The following is an 18,589-nucleotide window of genomic DNA, read 5'->3' on the forward strand; positions in this document are numbered from 1 at the left end:
GCCCGAACCCAGGAACGTCCCTTGCCACTGCACCCCCAGGCCGAGGCCCTGCGCCGGCAGCGCGTCGCGGCCGGCACGCCCCCGCTCTACACCCGCACCCTCGCCGAGGCCCGCGCCGCCGACCTCGCCGACATCCGGGCGGCCGCCGGGAACCCGGAACCCGTCGGCGCGGTCGAGGAGTTCACCGTCGACGGCCCCGGCGGCCCGCTGCCGCTGCGGGTCTACCGCCCGGCGGACGGCGCCGGGGCGGAGGCCGAACTCCCGGTTCTGCTCTACCTGTTCGGCGGCGGCTGGACGCTCGGCTCGCTCGACACCGGCGACGCGATCTGCCGCCGCCTCACCAACGCCGTCGGCTGCGTCACCGTCGCGGCCGGCTACCGGCTCGCCCCCGAGCACCCCTTCCCGGCCGCCGTGCACGACGTGCTCGCCGCCGCCGAGTGGGCCGCCGCGCACGCCGCCGAACTCGGCGCCGACCCGGGGCGGTTGGCCGTCGCCGGGGACAGCGCGGGCGGCAACCTGGCCGCCGCGCTCACCCTGCTGGCCCGCGAGCGCGGCGGCCCGGCGATCCGGCACCAGCTGCTGGTCTACCCGAACACCGACCACGCCGCGGACACCGCGTCCGTCCGCGAGCACGACGACCCGGCGCTGTTCAACCGCCGTTCGGTGGCCTGGTACTGGGGCCACTACCTGGCCGACCCGGCCGACGGCGCCGACCCGCTGGCCTCCCCGCTGCGCGCCCCCTCGCTGGCCGGGCTGCCGCCCGCCACCGTGATCACCGCCGAGTACGACCCGCTGCGCGACGAGGGCGAGCAGTACGCCGAAGCCCTGCGCGCCGCCGGCGTCCCGGTCGAACTGCGCCGCTACGACGGCATGCCGCACGGCTTCTTCGCGATGTCCGGCGTCCTGGACGACGGCCGCGCCGCCCAGCAGTACGCCGCCGACCGACTGCGCGAGGCCCTCCGATGACCACGACCGCCGAAGCCGGCACCGCCACCATCCCGCTGGACGACCTGCACGCCAGCCTCGCCGACCCGCTGCTGGACGCGATGACCTTCCTCAACGAGGTCACCGAGCGCTACCCGGACGCGCTCTCCTTCGCCCCCGGCCGCCCGCACGAGGGCTTCTTCGAACCCGGGGACGTCCACGCCGACCTGGACACCTACCTGCGCCACCTGCGCGAGGAGCGCGGCCTGAGCGACAGCGCGGTGCGCACCGCGCTGTTCCAGTACGGGCCCACCAAGGGCATCATCGCCGACCTGCTCGCCCGCACCCTCGCCAACGACGAGGGCCTGGACGTCGCCCCCGAGTCGCTGGTGCTCACCGTCGGCGCCCAGGAGGGCATGCTGCTGGTGCTGCGCGCCCTGTGCGCGACGCCCGAGGACGTGCTGCTGGTCAGCTCGCCCTGCTACGTCGGCGTCACCGGCGCCGCCCGGCTGCTCGACCTGACGACCGTCCCCGTCCCGGAGGGTCCCGGCGGCGGCCCGGACCCGGAGGCCGTGCGCGCGGCCGCCCGCGCCGTCCGGGCCGCCGGCCGCCGCCCGCGCGCCTTCTACGTCGTCCCCGACTTCGCCAACCCGTCCGGCACCAGCATGCCGGTGGCGGCCCGGGCCGGGCTGCTGGCGGTGGCGGCCGAGGAGGGGCTGCTGGTGATCGAGGACAACCCGTACGGCTTCTTCAGCCGCCAGGAGGGCGAACGCCCCACCCTGAAGGCGCTGGACGGGAACCGCGGGCGGGTGGTCCACCTCGGCTCGTTCGCCAAGACCTGCTTCCCCGGCGCCCGGCTCGGCTACGTCGTCGCCGACCAGCGGGTGACCGCCCCCGACGGCCGCACCACGCTGCTCGCCGACGAGCTCGCCAAGCTGAAGAGCATGACGACGGTCAACACCCCGGCGCTCAGCCAGGCCGTGATCGGCGGCATGCTGCTGCGCCACGGCTGCCGGCTGCGCACCGCCAACGCCCCCGCCCGCGCCCACTACGCGGCCAACCTGGACGTCCTGCTGCGCGAACTGGAGCGGCACTTCCCGGCGGCCGAGCGGGAGCGCCTCGGGGTGTCCTGGAACGAGCCGGAGGGCGGCTTCTTCGCGGTGCTCCGGGTGCCGTTCACCGCCGACGAGGCGGCGATGGAGCGCTGCGCCCGCGAGCACGGGGTGCTCTGGACGCCGATGGCCCCGTTCTACCCGGCGGGCGGCGGCGAGCAGTGGCTGCGGCTGTCGATCAGCGCCCTGGACGGGCGGCAGATCGAGGAGGGCGTGGCCCGGCTGGCCGCCTTCGTCCGGGCCGCCGCGCGCTGAGCACCACGCGGGAGGGGAGGGGCCGAGGCCCCTCCCCTCCCGCACCCGCGGGTGACTACCGGATCCGGGTGGAGAACAGCCGGGCCGAGTAGGCGATCGCCGCGCCGGTCAGCACCGTGACGATCAGCAGCCCCTGCCACACCACGCTGTCCCCGGGGTGGCCGGAGAACAGCGCCCGCATGCCCTCCACCGCCCAGTAGAAGGGGTTCCACTCGGCCGCCGTCTGCAGCCACAGCGGCGCCAGCGCCATCGGCAGCAGGGTGCCGGAGAGCAGGCCGATCGGCTGGGCGATGGTGTTCACCACCGGCGCCATCGCGGCGTCGTTGGGCAGCGCCAGGGCGATGCCGTACGAGATGGCGGAGGTCATCAGCGCCAGCAGGCCGAGCAGCAGGTAGGCCAGCAGCAGGCTGGGCAGGTCGACCCGCAGGCCGAACGGCAGCGCGACCAGCGTGATGATGACCGCCTGGACGATCAGCCCGAGCGTCTCGCGCAGCGCCCGCCCGAGCAGCAGGGCGAGCCGGCTGACCGGGGTCACCCGGGAGCGCTCGATGATGCCGGCCTTCAGCTCGCCGAGCAGGCTGAACCCGGTGTAGAGGCCGCCGAAGATGCAGAGCACCGCCAGCAGGCCGGGAACGTAGATCTGGTACGCCTCGGCGTAGCTGGTGGCGCCCATCGGCCCCAGCACCTGCTTCAGCAGCGGGGCGAACAGCAGCAGGTAGAACACCGGCTGGGTGACGCCGATCACGATCCAGATCGGGGTGCGCCACATCAGCAGTACTTGCCGCTGGAAGACCAGCCAGGTGTCACGGGCGAGCTTCACGGAAGGGACTCCAGGGCTTTCTCGTCAGGACTGTTCGATGGAGCGGCCGGTGCGGGCCAGGAACACGTCGTCCAGGCTCGGCCGCTGGAGCTGGACCGTCCCGGGGACGATGCCCGCCCCGTTCAGGACGCTCAGCAGCTGCGGGACCGCCGCCGCGCCGTCGTCCAGGTAGAGCCGCAGGCCGTCCTCGCCCGGCTCCAGCCGGTGCAGGTACGGCCGGTCGCGCAGGGCGTCGGCGGCGGGCCCGGTCTCCTCGGCGGTGAGGCCGAGCAGCACCACGTCGCCGGAGATCTCGCGCTTGAGCGCCTCGGGCGTGCCCTCCACCACGATCCGCCCGTGGTCGACGATGGCGACCCGGTCGCAGAGCGCGTCGGCCTCGTCCAGGTAGTGGGTGGTGACCACCACCGTCATGCCCTCGGTGCGCAGCCGCTTGATCTCGGCCCACACCTGGCCGCGGCTGGCCGGGTCGAGGCCCACCGTCGGCTCGTCCAGGAACAGCACCTTCGGGGAGTGGATCACCCCGAGGGCGATGTCCACCCGGCGGCGCTGGCCGCCGGAGTAGGTGCTGCAGTGGCGGTCGGCGAACTCGGTCAGGTCGAACGCCTTGAGGGCGTCCGCGGCCTGCTGCAGGGCCTCGGCCTTGCGGGCGCCGTACATCCGGGCCTGCATGACCAGCTCCTCCCGCCCGGTGACCGCGTCGGCGGTGCCGCCGCCCTGGGCGACGTAGCCGATCCGGCGGCGGACCGCGGCCGGGTCGGCCAGCAGGTCGGCGCCGGCGATCAGGGCCTCGCCGCCGTCCGGGCGGATGAGCGTGGCGAGCATCCGCAGGGTGGTGGTCTTCCCGGCGCCGTTGGGGCCGAGGAATCCGAAGATCTCACCGGCCGGGACGTCCAGGTCGATGCCGCGGACGGCGTCGACCACGGTCCGGCCGTGCTTCCCGGACGGGTAGGACTTGCGAAGTCCCTTGGTCTCGATCAATCCGGAACTCCCGTGCTGGAGTGGGGTGCGGGGGGCCGCGCCCGCCAACCACCGCTCATGGGACGGCAATTGGCGGACGCGGAGCGCCGTCAGGGGGCGGACAGCGCTTCCATCCGGTCGGCGGCGGCCAACGCCCCGCCACCGGACAGCAGTTGACGACCGATCAGCTCGGCGGCCGTCCGCAGGGAGGGCTCGTCGAGCACCCGTCGCAGCCGCTCGGCGATCACCGGCGGACTGACCCGGGCGAACGGGATCCGGAGGCCGGCCCCGGCCTCCACGACCCGCTGCGCCACGAACGGCTGGTCGTTGCGGATCGGCGCCGCCAGCACGGGGACACCGTGCGCCAGCGACTCGACCACGGTGTTCATCCCACCATGGCAGAGCACCGCGTCCAACCGGCCGCCGGACAGCAGCTCCAGCACGGGTGCCCGATCGACCACCAGGACGGAGTCCGGAAGGGCAGCCGGCAGTGCCCCCCGGGGCGAGGCGACCACCGCCCGGACGCCCTCCCCGCCGAGCAGCGCCAGCGCCTCGACGGTGCGGTGCAGGAAGTCCGCGCCGACGGTGTCCGACATCGTCCCCATCGTGACCAGCACGGTGCGCCGGCCGCCCGCCAGCCGCTCCCACGGGAACGCCGGACCCCCCGGACGCGCCGTCAGCACCGGCCCCACCGCGGCGAGCTGCGGCATCGGCTCCAGGTCGCCGAGCAGCGCCCGCCCGGAGGTGGCCAGCACCAGGTGCGGGGAGAACCGCGGGTCGGTGAACTCCCCGGCCGGCAGCCCGGCCCGCTCCCACAGCCCCGCCAGCAGGCCCGCCGTCCACGCCTCCACCCGCGGCAGGTGCCGGTACGGGCGGCCCAGCTCCATCGCCCCCGGCGCCAGCGTCGCCCACGGCAGCCCGTGCCGGTGCGCGACCAGTGCGCCCGCCGGGGTGTGCTGGTCCACCAGCAGCGCGTCCGGCCGGAACTCCCGCACCACCGCGTCCAGCGGCTTCAGGGTGAACTTGGCGTACGGGACGACGAAGCCCTCCCAGAGCGAGCGCAGCGAGGCCAGGCCGTGGCCGCCCATCGCCCGGAACATCCGGTTGCCGGTGCCGAAGACCCGGGCGTCCGGGCCCAGCAGCGGCCGGAACATCGTCTCGGTGCCGGTCCAGGCCACCTGGTGGCCGCGCGCGGCCAGCTCGTCCGCGATCCCGGCGGCCGGGTGGACGTGCCCGGCCAGCGGGGGCACCACCAGCAGGAAGCGGCTCATCGGCGCACCAGCTCCGCCAGGTCGCCGACGGTCAGCGCGGCCAGGCCGGCCACGTCCAGGCCGGCCCGCAGCGCGCCCAGGTCGGCGCCGAAGCGCTCCCGCAGCAGCGCGTCCAGCACGGCGAACTCGCGCTCGTCCAGGGCGAGATCGCCGTCGAGTCGGTCCGCGGGGGCGAGCGACTGTGCCCATTCGGGCAGAGCGTCGGCGGCCTCGGCCAGCGCGGCCAGCAATCCCGGATCGAGCCCGGCGGGTGGCCCGGAGGCCAGGCCGGGGGCGGTTCCTGGGTGTACGGAGGAATGCGGGGAATCGGTCATCGGAAGGCTCCACCGGCTCGACGGCAACGGGGGTGAGGGAGGGGGCTCCAGGGCGGTGATCGCTTGTGCGACCCGCGGAGCGTGGGAATACTAACCGGGGTGACCGCACTGGAGGCAGTGGCCGTCCACCTCCCCCCGCGACTCGAACCGATCGAGGACGTGGGCGCCAGGATCGGCCTTACCCCACGTCAACTCCGACTCTTCCGCCGCTTCCACGGCCTGGACCAGGTGCGCCTGGACCCGGACGGGACGCTGCTCGACCTGCTGGACGCCGCCGTCCGGGCGCTGCCCGAACTGCGCGGCAACGAACACCGCGTCCGCTACCTGCTGCACGCCCGCAGCACCCCGGTCGCCGCGCCCTACCCGCTCAACCCCCTGCACCAGCTCAGGGAACGCTTCGGCCTCACCAACGCCGAGGCGTTCACCGTCACCCAACAGGCCTGCGCCGCCTCGCTGCTGGCCGTCGACCTGGCCGGGCGGCTGCTCGCGGACGACGGCGACCCGTCGGCGCTGGCCCTGGTGGTCGCGGGGGAGAAGACCTTCACCCGGGACGCCCAACTGCTGCCCGGCACCACGATCTTCGCCGAGGCGTCGACGGCCTGCCTGGTCAGCCCGGACGGCGACCGCAACCGCGTGCTCTCCTACGAGGTGCGCCAGCGACCGGAGTTCGACGGCCGGCCGGTCGACGACCCGGAACTGATGGTCCGCTACCAGCGCGAGTACCAGCCCACCATGATCGAGACCATCGAGGCCGCGCTCGACCGGGCCGGCCTGGAGCTCTCCGACCTCGCGCTGCTGCTCCCGCACAACGTTAACCAGGCGTCCTGGCGGATGATCTGCCGCCAACTCGGCCACCCCGTCGAGCGGGTGCTCCTGGAGAACGTGCCCGCGGTCGGACACAGCTTCGCCGCGGACGCCTTCGTCAACCTCCGCACCGCCACCACCGGCGGAGCGCTCCGGCCCGGCGACCACTACCTGATCGCCGCCGCGGGCATCGGCGCCACCTTCGCGGCCATGGTCCTGCAGCACTGACGCCCCCGCCCGCCCCACCACCCACCACCGGACGGTCCACCCATGTCTGAATCCGCCCTGCCTGAATCCGCCCTGCCCGCAACCGAGTTGCCCGCCGCCGGTCCCGCCGCCGAGCCGACCGGTCCCGCCGCCGGTCCCGCCGCCGAGCCGGTCGACCCCGAGGTGCGCGCCCGCATCCGGCGCGGCATCGAGGACGTCCTGCCGCGCATCCTGGGCGTCGAGCTCGCCGACGTCCCCGCGAACGCCTGCTTCTTCGACGACTACGGCCTCACCTCCTCCGGCATCGTCGAACTGGTCCTGGACATCGAGGAGACGCTCGCCATCCAGGTCGACGTCGAGCGCCTCGGCACCGACGACCTCCGCACCGTCGACAGCCTCACCGACTACGTGGTCGGACACCACGTCGACGAGGACTGACCCGGTGCCCGCCGAGACCCGCGGCCTGCGCGTGACCAGGGCGGTCGCCGCCGGAGCCGACGGCCACTCCGAGGCCGCCCTCCACCCCGACCTGCGCACCTTCACCGGCGACCTGGTCCGCCCGTACGGCCTGCCGCTGCGCGAGGACCTGCTGACCGCGGGAGCCGGGCACGACTACGCGGAGATGGCCGCCGGCCTGTTCGAACGGGCCCTGCCCGGAGGCGAACCCGCGGACCTGCTGATCCTCGCCTTCTCCTCCCCGGACGTCCGGCCCGCCGCGCCGAGCTCGCTCCGGCTCAGCCGCCACTGCCCCGGGCAGCCCACCGCCTTCGCCGTCTGCGACCAGGGCAGCGCCGCCGCCTTCACCGCGCTGCGCCTCGCCGCCGTCCAGCACCGCACCGGCGGCTGCCGGCGGGCCGTGATCGTGCTCGCCGAGCAGAGCGCCCTGCACTACGAGACCCCCGAACCGGTCGAACTGCCCGCCGAGCACCGCGCCGTCGTCCTGGTCTGCGAGGAGGCACCGGGGGAGGGCCTGCGGGTGCGCGGGCAGGACCGGCCGGACGGCGCCGCGGCGCTGCGCTCCGTCCTCGACGAGCACCGCCGACTCGGGCCGGGCGCCGGGCTGTTGCTCGCCGCCGACCTCGCCGCGCACGGCCGCTCCGACAGCCGCCCCGACGGCACCCCGGACGGCATCGCGGCGGCCCGCCCCGGACAGCCGTTCACCGGCGTCTGGAGCCTGCTGGCCGACCGCCTCCCCGGGCAGGACGGCCCGCTGCTGGTCGCCGACCACGACCGCCGGCTGGGCCGGCTCAGCACCCTGACCCTGCCGTGACCGACCCCGCCGTGACCGCCGCCCCCGCCGCCCCCGACGATGTCGACGTCGTCTACGTCTGGAGCATCCCCACCGACCAGCCCCCGGCCGTGGTCCGCCGGCTGTACGGCCTGCTCGACGCCGAGGAGCGGGCGCGGGCCGACCGCAGCCGCGACCCGGTCGGGGGCGGCCGGTTCGTGGTGGCCCGCGGCGCCGTCCGGCTGCTGGTGGCCGAACGGCTCGGCGCCGCGCCCGCCGAACTGGCGTGGCGCTACGGCCCGCACGGCAAGCCCGCCCCCGTCCTGCCCCCGGCCGCCGCGCGGATCCAGGTCAACTGGTCCGGGTCGGGGGCGCTCGCGCTGCTGGCCCTCGCCGTCGGGCGCCGGGTCGGCGCGGACGTCGAGCGGCTCGTCCGGCCCGGCGCCGGCGCCCGGATCGCCCGCCGCCACTTCCCGCCCGCCGACGCGGCCCTGGTCCTGGACGCGCCCACCCCCGCCGAGGGCGCCGACCGCTTCACCCGGCTGTGGTGCCGCCGCGAAGCCTGCGTCAAGGTGTACGGCGGCCGGCTCGCCCAGGGCCTCGGTCTCCCGCTCGCCGGGCCCTCCCCGCTGCGGCTGGCCGACCCGGCCCCGCTCGGCCCCGGCCCGCTCCGGCTGGCCGACGTCCCGGTGCCGGGCCCGTTCCGCGCCGCGGTCGCCGCCGACGGCGACCGCCCCTTCACCGTCCGGCACCGCACCTGGACCGCCTGAACTCCCTTGCGCGGGAAGCACGTCGGGCCCGACCGGCAGCCACGCCGGTCGGGCTCAACGCTGTTGACGCGCCGTCAGTCCACGGGCCGCGACATGTAGACCGCCCGCCGTCCGTAGGAGGCCGGCACGGCCACCTCCCGGTGCGCGCGGTAGCCGTAGAAGCGCAGCAGGATGTCGGAGCCGCGCACCGCGACCATCGAGATCCGCGCGAAGCCCTCCGCCGCGGCCCGCTCCTGCAGGTGCTCCATCAGGTTCGCGGCGAGCTCCCGGCCGCGCAGCTCCTCGGCCAGCACCAGGTCGTGCACGTGCAGGTTGTCCGACTCGAACGCCCCGGCCTCCGCCACGGCGAGGTCCGGGCAGCGCAGCGGCGGGTACGGCAGGCTCAGCAGGTAGCCGCGGACGGCGCCGGTGTCGCGCTGCTCCAGCACGAAGCAGGTCCCCGGCGAGCAGGCGACCCGGGACTCCAGCGCCTCCCGCCCCTCGGACAGGCCGTCGGCCGCGTAGGCCGCGTGCTCCAGTGCGACCACGGCGTCCCAGTCCCCGTCGGCCAGCTGCCGGATCAGGAACTCCCCGCTCACCCGGCGAGCCCCCGCTCGCGGGCGGCGGCCACCATCGGCGCCCAGTTCTCGATCAGCGCGACCCAGCGCAGGGTGTCCTCCCGGGCCTCGTCCAGCAGCTGCTGCCGCTGCCCGGCCACCACGTCCGCCAGCTCGGCGTACTTGCCGCCCAGCTTGCGGTAGAGGCGGTCCACCTCGTCCAGGCAGGTCTCGTTGACGTCCCGGTCCAGGTCGACGGTGCTCCGCACCAGGCCGAGGATCGGCTCCACCCGCAGCTCGTGCCGCTCGTCCAGCAGCCCGGTGCCGAGGTCGATCATCTGACCGTAGACCGGGTACAGGTACAGCATCGAGAGCAGCATCTTCACGAAACGCAGCTGGTACGAGACGAACCCGGCGCCGATCCGGCGCTCCGGCGTGTAGTAGTTGACGATGTGCCGCTTGTGGATGACGGCGGGCAGCTTGGCGTGCACCAGGGCGTGCAGCAGCGCGTAGTCGGCGCCGATGGTGCGCAGCGAGGGCACCAGCGGCAGCACCTCGTAACCCCGGTGGTCGATGGCGACGTTGCACATGTAGACGTCCCAGATGTCCGGCACGCCGAGCACCGAGTCGGCCGGGTCGAACGAGTCGGGCTCGGCGCCCTTGAAGGAGACGTCCACCATCTCGTCCTGCTGCTCCAGGGTCCACACCCGCGGGGTCCACAGCCGCACCAGGTCCCGGTAGACCTCCGGGTCCAGCTCGTTGATCTCGCCGATGTCCACGTTGAGTTCGCCCATGAAGGCGGCGCTGACCAGCATCACCGGCTTCTCCGCGTCCGCCGGGTCGAGCTCGGAGCGGGCCACCCCGGCCAGCGCCTCGCCGGCCGGCTTGCCGAGCGACAGCAGCTCGTGGTGGATCGGGAACATCTTCGCGCCGTCGACCACCTGGTAGTCGAAGTCGTCGTTGCGCAGGTGCGCCGAGGTGCAGCCGAGCGCGGCGGCGCCCAGGAAGATCCGGTTCACGCAGGAGCCGTACGCGACGTCCTGCGGGAGCATCAGGTCCAGCAGCAGCTCGGGGTCGGCCCCGCCGGAGCGCCGCGCCACGTCGAGGAAGAACGCGCGCTGCGCCGCGTTGCCCAGGTGGTGGACGAACACGCCGGGGGCCGGCACCAGCGCGGCCACGGCGTCCGCGTTCTTGGCGAACTCGGCGCCCTCGGTGGTGTCCAGGACGAGGAGGTGGACCTCGGCCCCGAAGGTCTCGACGGCGTAGGCCGCCTCCTCGGCGAGGTCCACGATGGTGCCGGGACAGGCCCGCATGGTGGGCAGGGCGAGGCAGACTCGTTGCATGGTGTGGGGATCTCCGTCGGATCGTCGGATTCGGCGCGGCGCCCGGCAGTCGAGCGAGCAGAAGGGCGCCCGGCCCGGCCCGCCTCACCCTGGTCCAGCCCCGGAGGGGGTGTCAACGCGCCGCCGGAGGGCCGTCCCCGCCGCCCGCCGACAGTGCCCGATGGGGCAGCGGCCGCTGCCCCGCCGGGGCGCCGGCCCGGAACGCCCCGGGTGCGCTCCGGGCCCCGCGGACGGACCGGGAACGGGCGGACGGAATCCGCCCCGGAATCCCCCCGGGCCGGCAGGCCGACTTCCGTGACCGCGAAGTCCACCGCACCGGAACCCGGCCCGGCCGAATGAACCCCGGGACGCCCATTCGCCGCCCGCCGGTTCACCCCGAAATAGAACCGTGATGATCGTTGCGCACCCTGCGCGCAGTATCTCGGCGAGATAACGGAATTGCGGGGAAAACGTTCCGGGAGTGCGCGGCCGCCCTTCCCCGGGAGCGCAGCACTAAGCCAGGCAGGCCCGGCCGCGGTCCTGGCCGCACTACGCCAGGCAGGCCCGGCCGCGGTCCTGCTCCCCGAGGTCGGACAGCGCGCGGCCCACCGCGCTCAGCGCGTCCGCCCGGCGGTGCTCCAGCCCCACCCGCTCGGCGATCGCCAGCGCCTGCTCGGCCGCCTCCAGCGCCTGCGCCGGCCGCCCCGCCGCCCGCAGCGACTCGGCCAGCGACACCAGCACGCCCGGCATCCGGTCCCGCGAACCGAGCGCCCGCAGCGCCCCCAGGCACTCCTCGTAGTCCCGGCACGCCGCCTCGAACCGGCCCAGCCCGTGCAGCGCCGTCGCCCGGGCGTACAGCACGTGCACCTGGCCGACGAAGTCACCGAGGCCCTTGAACGCCGCCAGCGCGCGCTCGGCCCGGTCCAGCGCCGACTCCGGCCGGTCCACGGCCAGGTCCGCCAGCGCCGCCATCCCCTCCACGAAGGCCCGCGCGGACCGGTTGCCCGACTCGGCGCTCAGCGCCACCGCCTCGTCGCACCAGGCCGCGACCTCCTCGTCCGTGCAGTGCGGCAGGCCGGTCAGCGCCAGCACGATCAGCGCCCCGGGCAGCAGCGCCGCCTGCCCCGTCCGTCGGGCCAGCGCCACCACCCGGACCGCCTCGGACCGGGCCTGCCGGGTGCGCTGGAACTCCCGCTGCGCCCACATCAGGGTGTACCGGGCCCGCGCCTCGCCCTCCGCCAGGCCCGCCGCCGCGGCCGCCTCGGCCACCCGGCCGGCCAGCTCGCACAGCTCCGGGACGGCCGTGCCCAGGTCGATCAGCTGGATCAGCACCAGCGTCAGGTCGGCGACCAGCGCCAGCGGGCCCTGCGGGTCCCGGACGGCCTGCCCGGCGACCGCCAGCACCGCCGGCACCTCCTGCCGGGCCCAGCGCAGCCCCTCGGCGGGCCCGGCGAAGCCCGGCTCGGCGAACGCCGGCCCGGTGAACTCCGGCTCGGCGGAGCCCGGCTCGGCGGAGCCCGGCTCGGCGGAGCCCGGCCCGGTGGTGCCCGGCCCGGTGGTGCCCGGCTCGGCGATCCGCGCCGCCACCAGGTCCGGGAACGGGTAGCCGGGCCGGACCACCCGGTACAGGCCCGCCACCCTCGCCAGGTAGTGCCGCAGCAGCCGCTCCACCGCGGCCCGCCCGGCGGCCTCCCCGTCCACCTCCCGGACCAGCTCGCGGGCGAACAGCCGCAGCAGGTCGTGGTACTGGTAGCGGCCCGGGAACGGGCAGGACAGCAGCCCCAGGTCGGTCAGCGCCTCGGCCAGCCGCTCCGCCGCCGGCTCCGGCAGCCCCAGCAGCACCGCGGCCGCCGCCGAGGACACCCCCGGGCCGTCCGCCAGCGACAGCAGCCGGAACGCGCGGGCGGCCTCCGGCTCCAACTGGTCGTAGCTGAGCCGGAACGAGGCGGCGACCGCCAGCTCCCCGGACTCCAGCTCGGCCAGCCGCCGCCGCTCCGAGGCCAGCCGGTCCGCCATGTGCGACAGCTGCCAGCCGGGACGGGCCGCCAGCCGGGACGCCGCCGTCCGCACCGCCAGCGGCAGGAACCCGCAGGCCGCCACCAGCCGCCGGGCCGCCGCCGGTTCGGCCGCCACCCGCTCCGGCCCGGCGATGACCGCCAGCAGCCGCACCGACTCCCCGGGCGTCAGCGGCTCCAGCGCGACCTGCCGGGTCGTCGGCAGCCCCGACAGCCAGGCCCGGCTGGTCACCAGCACCGCGCACGAGCGGCTGCCGGGCAGCAGCGGCCCTACCTGCCGGCTGTCCCGGGCGTCGTCCAGCACGATCAGCACCCGCAGGCCCGCCACCCGGGACCGGAACAGCGCGGCCCGCTCCGCCGTCCCCGACGGGAGCGCCGCGTCGGCCACCCCCAGCGCGCCCAGGAAACCGGCCAGCACCTCGCCCGGGTCGGCGGGCAGCGCCCCCGCCCCCCGCAGGTTCACGTACAGCTGCCCGTCCGGGTACTGCCCGCCCACCGCGTGCGCGACGTGCACCGCGAGCGTCGACTTGCCCACCCCGCCCAGGCCCGACAGCCCCACCACCGGCATCGCCGGACCGCCGGGCGCCAGGTCCGCGCCGAGCGCCGCGCACAGCGCGTCCCGGCCGGTGTGGTCGGAGACGTCGGCGGGCAGCTGGGCCGGCGGGACGGGCGCCGGACCGCCCGGCTCGCCGCCCGGCCCGGACCCCGGCGCCACCGGTGCCGCCGGCCCGACCGGCACGGCGGGCGCGGCCAGCTTCGGATCGCCCGACAGGATGCCCAGGTGCAGCTCGCGCAGCCGCGGCCCCGGGTCCACCCCCAGCTGCTCCAGCAGCGCGCGCCGGGCGTCCGCGTACACGCCCAGCGCCTCGGCCTGCCGGCCGCCCCGGTACAGCGCCAGCATCAGCAGCTCGCGCATCGGCTCCAGCAGCGGGTACTGGCTGACCCACACGGTCAGCTCGCCGATCACCTCCGCGTGCCGCCCGGTCTCCAACTCGGCCTCCAGCCAAGCCTGGACGGCGTTCAGCCGGCGCTCGACCAGCCGGGCCCGGTGCGCCTGGGCGAGCGGCCCCGGCAGCCCGGCCAGCGGCTCGCCGTGCCACAGCCCGCACGCCTCCCGCAGCAGCCCGAGCGCCCCGGCCGCGTCCCCCCGGGCCCGGGCCCGGCCCGCCGCCGCGACCCGGTCCTCGAACACCTCGGTGTCCACGCAGTCCGCCGGGAGCCGCAGCACGTAGCCGCTGCCCGAGGACACCAGCACCGACGGGTGCACCCGGTCCGGCTCCAGCACCCGCCGCAGCCGCGACACGTACGTGCGCACGATGGCGGCGGCCCGGGCCGGCGGCTCCTCCCACAGCGCGTCGAGCAGCTCGTCGACGGACACGATCCGGCGCGCCCGCAGCGCCAACGCGGTCAGCAGCGCCCGCTGCTGCGGCGGCCCGAGCTCCAACTCGCGCTCCCCGCACCACGCCTGCACCGGCCCGAGCAGACACAGCCGCAGCCGCTCCCCGCCGTCCGGTTCCGGGGCCGACGTTCCGCTGGGCTCTCCGATTTCCGTCACCGTCAGAAGGTAGCGGTTCGGTCTCTGCGACCGCGGCGCCGGGGCGGGTGCAATTCGACCGGCCCGGGCCGGACTTGCCATCCGAGCGCCCCGCGCATTCGATTCCGCCGCGCCGACCGCCCTCCCGGCGGCGGGAAAGGGAAAAAACTTCCCGCGCAACGGGAACCGCCGGCGCAGATGCGCATCCGTCAATCTTTTATTGATCGGAGGCGGATAGCGTGGATCCCGTCCGCCGAACCTCCGGCGGGCACGGGGAACTCCCGCGGTGCCAGCCGGCCGGGGGAGGAGGAGGGACGGCGTCGCGTGCGGACGACGCCGGCCGACCGGTTCTGACGGTGCGCCGCCGCCTGTGGGGGGCGGTGGGCGCACCGCCGAGCGCAACGAAAGGAATCAGCGCCGTGCTCCAGTACGCCGACGACGTCCGTACGACGACCCGATCGACCACCCGGACGATCCCGCCGCAGCCCACCCGGCCGATCCCGGTCGCCGTCCACGCCCTGGACCCGCTCTCCCGGGCCGGCGTGGTGAGCTACCTGCGGCAGTGCCCGGAGATCACGCTCGTCGACGACCACCACCAGCAGGCCGGCACCGGCGTGGCCCTGCTGGTCGCCGACACCTTCGACGAGGCCGCGCTGGCCGGACTCACCCGGCTGGTCAAGGCCGAACGGACGCGCGTGGTACTGGTCCTGGACCGGATCCAGGAGCCCGAACTGCTCGACGTCGTCTCGCTCGGCGTCAGCACCATCCTGTGGCGCCGCGAGGTCACCGGCGAACGCCTGCGCCAGGCCGTCCGCACCGCCGTCCGCGGCCACGGCGACCTCCCGCCCGACCTGCTCGGCAAGCTGATCGGCTGCATGGGCCGCCGCCGCACCGGCGACGGCCCGGACGGCGCCCCCGCCGACCACGGCATGCAGCCCCGCGAGGTCGACGTGCTGCGCCTGGTCGCCGACGGCATGGACACCGGGGAGATCGCCGGCAAACTCCTCTACTCGGAGCGGACGATCAAGAACATCATCCACACCGTCACCACCCGCTTCCACCTCCGCAACCGCGCCCACGCGGTGGCCTACGCCCTGCGCGAGGGCTACATCTAGGCCCGGCCGTTCCGTCGGTGGCCCCGGCGCCCGGGGGAGCCGGGCGTCACGGGCGGCGGAGCAGCCAGTGCGGGCCGACCGTCCACCCGAGCAGGCGGCGCGCGCTGCCCTTCCCGGCGGTGCCGTCGTCCTCGAACTCCCCGCCGGCGGCGACCAGCGCCAGCCCGGCCACGGCCGGGGCCAGCCGGGCGGGATGGTCCGCGACGAGCACGTCGAGCACCGCCCGGCGGTCCTGCGGCGTGCAGAGCGAGAGGTGGAAGACCATCTGCCGCCAGGCGAAGGCCGCGTTCTTCACCGTGGCCAGCGGGCGTGGGAGCCGCTCGGCCCGGGCCACCAGCCGGGCGGCGGTCGTGAACGCGCCGAGGGCGAGCACGTCCCAGCCGTCGACGGAGGTGACGCCGACCGGCCCGACCAGGGTGGCCAGGTTGTGGGTGGTGAGGATCTGGGCCTGCTCGATCACCGTGCCGTTGTCGGCCACCGACCTGGAGGAGCCGGTGCGGCCGGTCCGCTCCCGGCACAGGGCCGAGAAGCCGGCCGAGGCGGCGGAACGCCGGCCGCCGGCCGACTCGTCCAGCGGCAGGGCGCGGACGGCCGCGTAGTCGATGCCGTAGTACCGCTCGTACAGCGTCCCCCCGAGCAGGTCGGCGGCGACCCCGGCGGCCGCCAGGTACTTCGGGGTGAAGCCGCCCATGAAGATGTCGGCCGCCAACTCCTCCACGAACGGCGCGTCGAGGCCGGCCCGGCGGCCCAGCGCCGCCAGCTCCCTCACCAGCGGGTTCGGCAGGATGGTGCCGGGGAAGGCGTTGACCGCGAGGCCGCCCAGCCGCCGCAGCAGGGCGAGTTCGCCCCCGCCCGCGTCCCGGTGCGCCTCGGCGGCCCGCACCCAGGGGAGCTCCTCGGACCGCACCTGGCGCGCGTAGCCGAGCAGCAGGAGCGAGCGCCGCCCGGCGAAGGCGCGGTGGTTGGCCGCCGCGAGGGCGCCCAGCGCCCCGTCCCGGTAGGCGTCCGCCTCCGCGGCCGAGGCCAACTGCGGTGCCAGCTCGGCCAGTACCTCGGCCGAGGGCACCAGGCCGAGGTCGACCAGGGTCTCGACCGGGGCGCTGGTGGCGGCCAGCACCGGCCTGCGCAGCTCGGCCGGGAACGCCGTGCCGACCGGGACGCCGTACTGCCGCGCCTCGGCCGGGCCGGCCGGGGCGAGCACGCTCGCGGGATCGGCCAGCCCGTCGTGCCGGGGCAGTCCGGCGAGCCGGGTCAGCAGCAGCCGGGCCAGCGCGTGGTGCGAGGGCAGCGCGGCCTGCTCGGCCTGGCCCCGGCGCAACGCGGTGTGCCGCTCGGAGCCGGGCAGGCCGCGGCGGCGCACCATCGACTCGGCCGCGCACCGCAGCAGCCCGGCCAGCCGGGGCGGCAACTCCTGCCCCGCCACCGTCAGTTCGAGGGCGGAGCGGAGGATGCCGAGGTTCTTGCGCGGGTTGCGGTGCTTGCCGCAGAGCGGGTTCGCGGCGGCCAACAGCCGGTAGCGGGCCAGGAGTTCCGCCCCGCGCCGGTGCCACTCGGGGCCCGGGTCGTGCCGCAGCACCCGGCCGTCCGGCCCGGCGGTCTCCAGCCAGTGGGCGAGCAGTTCGTCGGAGAACGGCAGCCAGACCGTCAGTGCTTCGCGCTGGGTCTCCACCATTTGGTTCGGGCCGCGCCGCTCCAGGGCGGCGACGGTGTCCGTGACGCTCTGCCGGTGGACGGCGTCGGCCCCGGGCGCCGGGCCGCCGTCGTCGGTCGGCGGGGTGAAGCGCAGCCGGTCGGCGAACGGCGCCAGCACGGCGACCAGTTCGAGGGCGGCCTCCTGCTCGCCGGCCCGCACCAGCCAGGCCACCGTGAGCAGCGCGGCCTCCTCCGGCACCGTCACCCGGTAGCGCCCGCTCTCCAGCAGCTCCCAGAGCCCGGCCAGGCCGGCCTCGGTGAGCGAGTGGGCGAACAGCGCGGCCCGGTCCGCCGGGATGCCCGCCACCCGGCACGCCTCCGACTCGTACGGCTGCAGGGGCCCTTCGGCACTGGCCCGACCACTGGCGAAGCCGCCGTGCAGCACCTCGGGGGTGACCCACACGGGCAGGCCGGCCACCGGGGCCCGGGTGCCGATCCGCAGGCTGCCGTCCTTCATCCCGGCCAGCACCGCGCGCCACCGGTCGAGGCGGCCCTCGGCCCGCGAGCGGGTCGCGGCGTCGGGGTGGGAGAGGGCGGTGGCGAACGCCCGGGCGAGCTGCCCGTGGGCGTAGCCGGGGTCGACGGTGACGGTCGGGTGCTGCTGATCAGCGTTCTTGTCCATGGCCGACGTGGCGGGTCCTGCCCCCGCGCCCTCCGGATCCCGAGTCCGGTGCTCCGACTGACTGAGCTACACGCCGCTGCCCGCCACCCTACGGAGCGGGCCGGGGGCGGGCAACGCGATTTGCCGCCGCGACGGGCGGCCCGGCACCGCGGCCTCAGCGCTCGGCCAGCACCTCCAGCAGCCGGGCCAGCGACGTGCCCAGCCCCCAGCGCCCGGCCAGCCACTCCAGCGCCTCCGGATCCCGCGCCACCCGCGGCAGTTCCGGCTCGAACGCGGGCAGCGGCACGTCCCTGGCGACCCGCACCACCGTCGGCGCCACGTCCAGGTACGGCGCAGCCTCCAGCAGGTTGCGGCGCCGGGCCGGGGTCAGCTTCGAGGCCGGATCGGCCGCGGCCGCCCGGACCCCCGCCAAGTCCCCGTACTCCTGCACCAGTTGGGTCGCCGTCTTCTCCCCGATGCCCTTCACCCCGGGCAGCCCGTCACTGGCGTCGCCGCGCAGCGCCGCCAGGTCGGCGTACGAGGCCCCGGGCACGCCGTACTTCTCGCGCAGCGCCGCGTCGTCCATCACCAGCGCCGACCCCACGCCCTTCGCCGGGTACAGCACCGTCACCGCCCGGGCGTCGTCCACGAGTTGGAACAGGTCGCGGTCGCCGGTGACGATCTGGACCGGGCCGGTGGCGCGGGTCGCCAGGGTGCCGATCACGTCGTCGGCCTCGTAGTGGGGGACGCCGATCCGGGCGATGCCCAGCGCGTCGAGGACCTGCTCGATCACCGGGACCTGCGGGGCCAGCGTGTCCGGGACCTCCTCCTCGCCGTCCCGCGCGGCCTCGGCGACCCGGTGCGTCTTGTAGGTCGGGATCAGGTCCACCCGCCACTGCGGGCGCCAGTCGGCGTCCATGCAGGCGACCAGCTGGTCGGGGCGGTGGTCGTGGACCAGGCGGGAGATGAAGTCCAGCAGGCCGCGCACGGCGTTCACCGGCTCGCCCTGCGGGGAGCGGAGCGAGTCCGGCACGCCGAAGTAGGCGCGGAAGTAGAGGCTGGCGGTGTCCAGCAGCATCAGGCGGGGCACGGCGGGCGCGGCGGGTGAGGTC

Annotated in this window: 16 protein-coding genes and 1 tRNA gene; 7 read left to right on the plus strand and 10 right to left on the minus strand. The window is 75.9% G+C overall.

The genetic code is table 11. The annotated features are described in order from the left end of the window. The first annotated feature begins 21 nt into the window (after window positions 1–21). Both ABD345_RS16100 and ABD345_RS16105 read left to right on the plus strand, forming a co-directional pair. Window positions 22–966, plus strand: coding sequence for an alpha/beta hydrolase (locus ABD345_RS16100; RefSeq protein WP_344552805.1), 945 nt, complete (start codon window positions 22–24; stop codon window positions 964–966). Further along, the gene (locus tag ABD345_RS16105; RefSeq protein WP_344552806.1) at window positions 963–2,291 is read left to right on the plus strand and encodes an aminotransferase-like domain-containing protein; all 1,329 of its coding nucleotides are present in this window, start codon (window positions 963–965) and stop codon (window positions 2,289–2,291) included. The genes ABD345_RS16100 and ABD345_RS16105 overlap by 4 nt, the downstream gene beginning before the upstream one ends. A gap of 55 nt (window positions 2,292–2,346) precedes the next feature. On the opposite strand, the gene ABD345_RS16110 is transcribed toward ABD345_RS16105, so the two are convergent. The 4 genes from ABD345_RS16110 to ABD345_RS16125 form a co-directional block, all read right to left on the minus strand. Beyond that, on the minus strand, window positions 2,347–3,111 hold the full coding sequence (locus tag ABD345_RS16110) for an ABC transporter permease (RefSeq protein ID WP_344552807.1): 765 nt from the start codon (window positions 3,109–3,111) through the stop codon (window positions 2,347–2,349). Between the two features lie 24 nt (window positions 3,112–3,135). Further along, window positions 3,136–4,089: an ATP-binding cassette domain-containing protein gene (locus ABD345_RS16115; protein WP_344552808.1), complete on the minus strand. Its 954-nt coding sequence runs from the start codon at window positions 4,087–4,089 to the stop codon at window positions 3,136–3,138. 89 nt (window positions 4,090–4,178) lie between these two features. Next, window positions 4,179–5,339, minus strand: a complete 1,161-nt coding sequence (locus ABD345_RS16120; RefSeq protein WP_344552810.1) for a glycosyltransferase — start codon at window positions 5,337–5,339, stop codon at window positions 4,179–4,181. Further along, window positions 5,336–5,653 (minus strand): hypothetical protein, encoded by a 318-nt coding sequence (locus ABD345_RS16125; RefSeq protein ID WP_344552812.1) that lies wholly within the window; start codon window positions 5,651–5,653, stop codon window positions 5,336–5,338. Before ABD345_RS16125 ends, ABD345_RS16120 begins: the two co-directional genes overlap by 4 nt. Before the next feature lie 99 nt (window positions 5,654–5,752). On the opposite strand from ABD345_RS16125, the gene ABD345_RS16130 reads away from it, so the two are divergent. Genes ABD345_RS16130 through ABD345_RS16145 form a run of 4 tightly spaced genes read left to right on the plus strand, consistent with a single transcriptional unit; the run spans window position 5,753 to window position 8,662 of the window. Beyond that, window positions 5,753–6,685 (plus strand): 3-oxoacyl-[acyl-carrier-protein] synthase III C-terminal domain-containing protein, encoded by a 933-nt coding sequence (locus ABD345_RS16130; RefSeq protein WP_344552813.1) that lies wholly within the window; start codon window positions 5,753–5,755, stop codon window positions 6,683–6,685. A gap of 42 nt (window positions 6,686–6,727) precedes the next feature. Further along, the gene (locus tag ABD345_RS16135) at window positions 6,728–7,102 is read left to right on the plus strand and encodes an acyl carrier protein (RefSeq protein WP_344552814.1); all 375 of its coding nucleotides are present in this window, start codon (window positions 6,728–6,730) and stop codon (window positions 7,100–7,102) included. A 4-nt stretch (window positions 7,103–7,106) separates the two neighbouring features. Continuing rightward, window positions 7,107–7,934, plus strand: coding sequence for a hypothetical protein (locus ABD345_RS16140; protein WP_344552816.1), 828 nt, complete (start codon window positions 7,107–7,109; stop codon window positions 7,932–7,934). Next, a complete protein-coding gene (locus tag ABD345_RS16145) occupies window positions 7,931–8,662 on the plus strand; it encodes a 4'-phosphopantetheinyl transferase family protein (protein WP_344552817.1) in 732 nt (243 codons plus the stop codon). The genes ABD345_RS16140 and ABD345_RS16145 overlap by 4 nt, the downstream gene beginning before the upstream one ends. 74 nt (window positions 8,663–8,736) lie before the next feature. Here the strand turns inward: ABD345_RS16145 and ABD345_RS16150 are convergent, their stop codons facing one another. From ABD345_RS16150 to ABD345_RS16160, 3 genes are all read right to left on the minus strand, one after another. After that, window positions 8,737–9,240, minus strand: a complete 504-nt coding sequence (locus ABD345_RS16150; protein WP_344552819.1) for a GNAT family N-acetyltransferase — start codon at window positions 9,238–9,240, stop codon at window positions 8,737–8,739. After that, window positions 9,237–10,541 carry a DUF6271 family protein gene (locus ABD345_RS16155; RefSeq protein ID WP_344552820.1) on the minus strand — a complete coding sequence of 435 codons (1,305 nt, stop codon included), beginning with the start codon at window positions 10,539–10,541 and terminating at the stop codon, window positions 9,237–9,239. The genes ABD345_RS16150 and ABD345_RS16155 overlap by 4 nt, the downstream gene beginning before the upstream one ends. Window positions 10,542–11,069: 528 nt before the next feature. Next, a complete protein-coding gene (locus tag ABD345_RS16160; protein WP_344552821.1) occupies window positions 11,070–14,090 on the minus strand; it encodes an AfsR/SARP family transcriptional regulator in 3,021 nt (1,006 codons plus the stop codon). A gap of 398 nt (window positions 14,091–14,488) precedes the next feature. Between ABD345_RS16160 and ABD345_RS16165 the strand changes: the two genes are divergently transcribed. Then, window positions 14,489–15,184 (plus strand): helix-turn-helix transcriptional regulator, encoded by a 696-nt coding sequence (locus tag ABD345_RS16165; protein WP_380275669.1) that lies wholly within the window; start codon window positions 14,489–14,491, stop codon window positions 15,182–15,184. Between the two features lie 46 nt (window positions 15,185–15,230). On the opposite strand, the gene ABD345_RS16170 is transcribed toward ABD345_RS16165, so the two are convergent. From ABD345_RS16170 to ABD345_RS16180, 3 genes are all read right to left on the minus strand, one after another. Further along, window positions 15,231–17,498 carry a hypothetical protein gene (locus tag ABD345_RS16170; RefSeq protein WP_344552822.1) on the minus strand — a complete coding sequence of 756 codons (2,268 nt, stop codon included), beginning with the start codon at window positions 17,496–17,498 and terminating at the stop codon, window positions 15,231–15,233. Beyond that, window positions 17,498–17,574, minus strand: a tRNA-Pro gene (locus ABD345_RS16175). The genes ABD345_RS16170 and ABD345_RS16175 overlap by 1 nt, the downstream gene beginning before the upstream one ends. A 78-nt stretch (window positions 17,575–17,652) precedes the next feature. Next, window positions 17,653–18,555, minus strand: coding sequence for a 5'-3' exonuclease (locus ABD345_RS16180; RefSeq protein WP_344552848.1), 903 nt, complete (start codon window positions 18,553–18,555; stop codon window positions 17,653–17,655). Window positions 18,556–18,589: the final 34 nt, after the last annotated feature.

Source organism: Kitasatospora saccharophila (genome assembly GCF_039529925.1).
Taxonomy (GTDB): domain Bacteria; phylum Actinomycetota; class Actinomycetes; order Streptomycetales; family Streptomycetaceae; genus Kitasatospora; species Kitasatospora saccharophila.

What these genes read in the sequence shown, in the direction of transcription:
- ABD345_RS16105 (WP_344552806.1), top strand. Translation starts at nt 963, where the DNA reads ATGACCACGACCGCCGAAGCCGGCACCGCCACCATCCCGCTGGACGAC.
- ABD345_RS16120 (WP_344552810.1), bottom strand. Translation starts at nt 5,339, where the DNA reads ATGAGCCGCTTCCTGCTGGTGGTGCCCCCGCTGGCCGGGCACGTCCAC.
- ABD345_RS16125 (WP_344552812.1), bottom strand. Translation starts at nt 5,653, where the DNA reads ATGACCGATTCCCCGCATTCCTCCGTACACCCAGGAACCGCCCCCGGC.
- ABD345_RS16135 (WP_344552814.1), top strand. Translation starts at nt 6,728, where the DNA reads ATGTCTGAATCCGCCCTGCCTGAATCCGCCCTGCCCGCAACCGAGTTG.
- ABD345_RS16155 (WP_344552820.1), bottom strand. Translation starts at nt 10,541, where the DNA reads ATGCAACGAGTCTGCCTCGCCCTGCCCACCATGCGGGCCTGTCCCGGC.
- ABD345_RS16170 (WP_344552822.1), bottom strand. Translation starts at nt 17,498, where the DNA reads ATGGACAAGAACGCTGATCAGCAGCACCCGACCGTCACCGTCGACCCC.
- ABD345_RS16180 (WP_344552848.1), bottom strand. Translation starts at nt 18,555, where the DNA reads ATGCTGCTGGACACCGCCAGCCTCTACTTCCGCGCCTACTTCGGCGTG.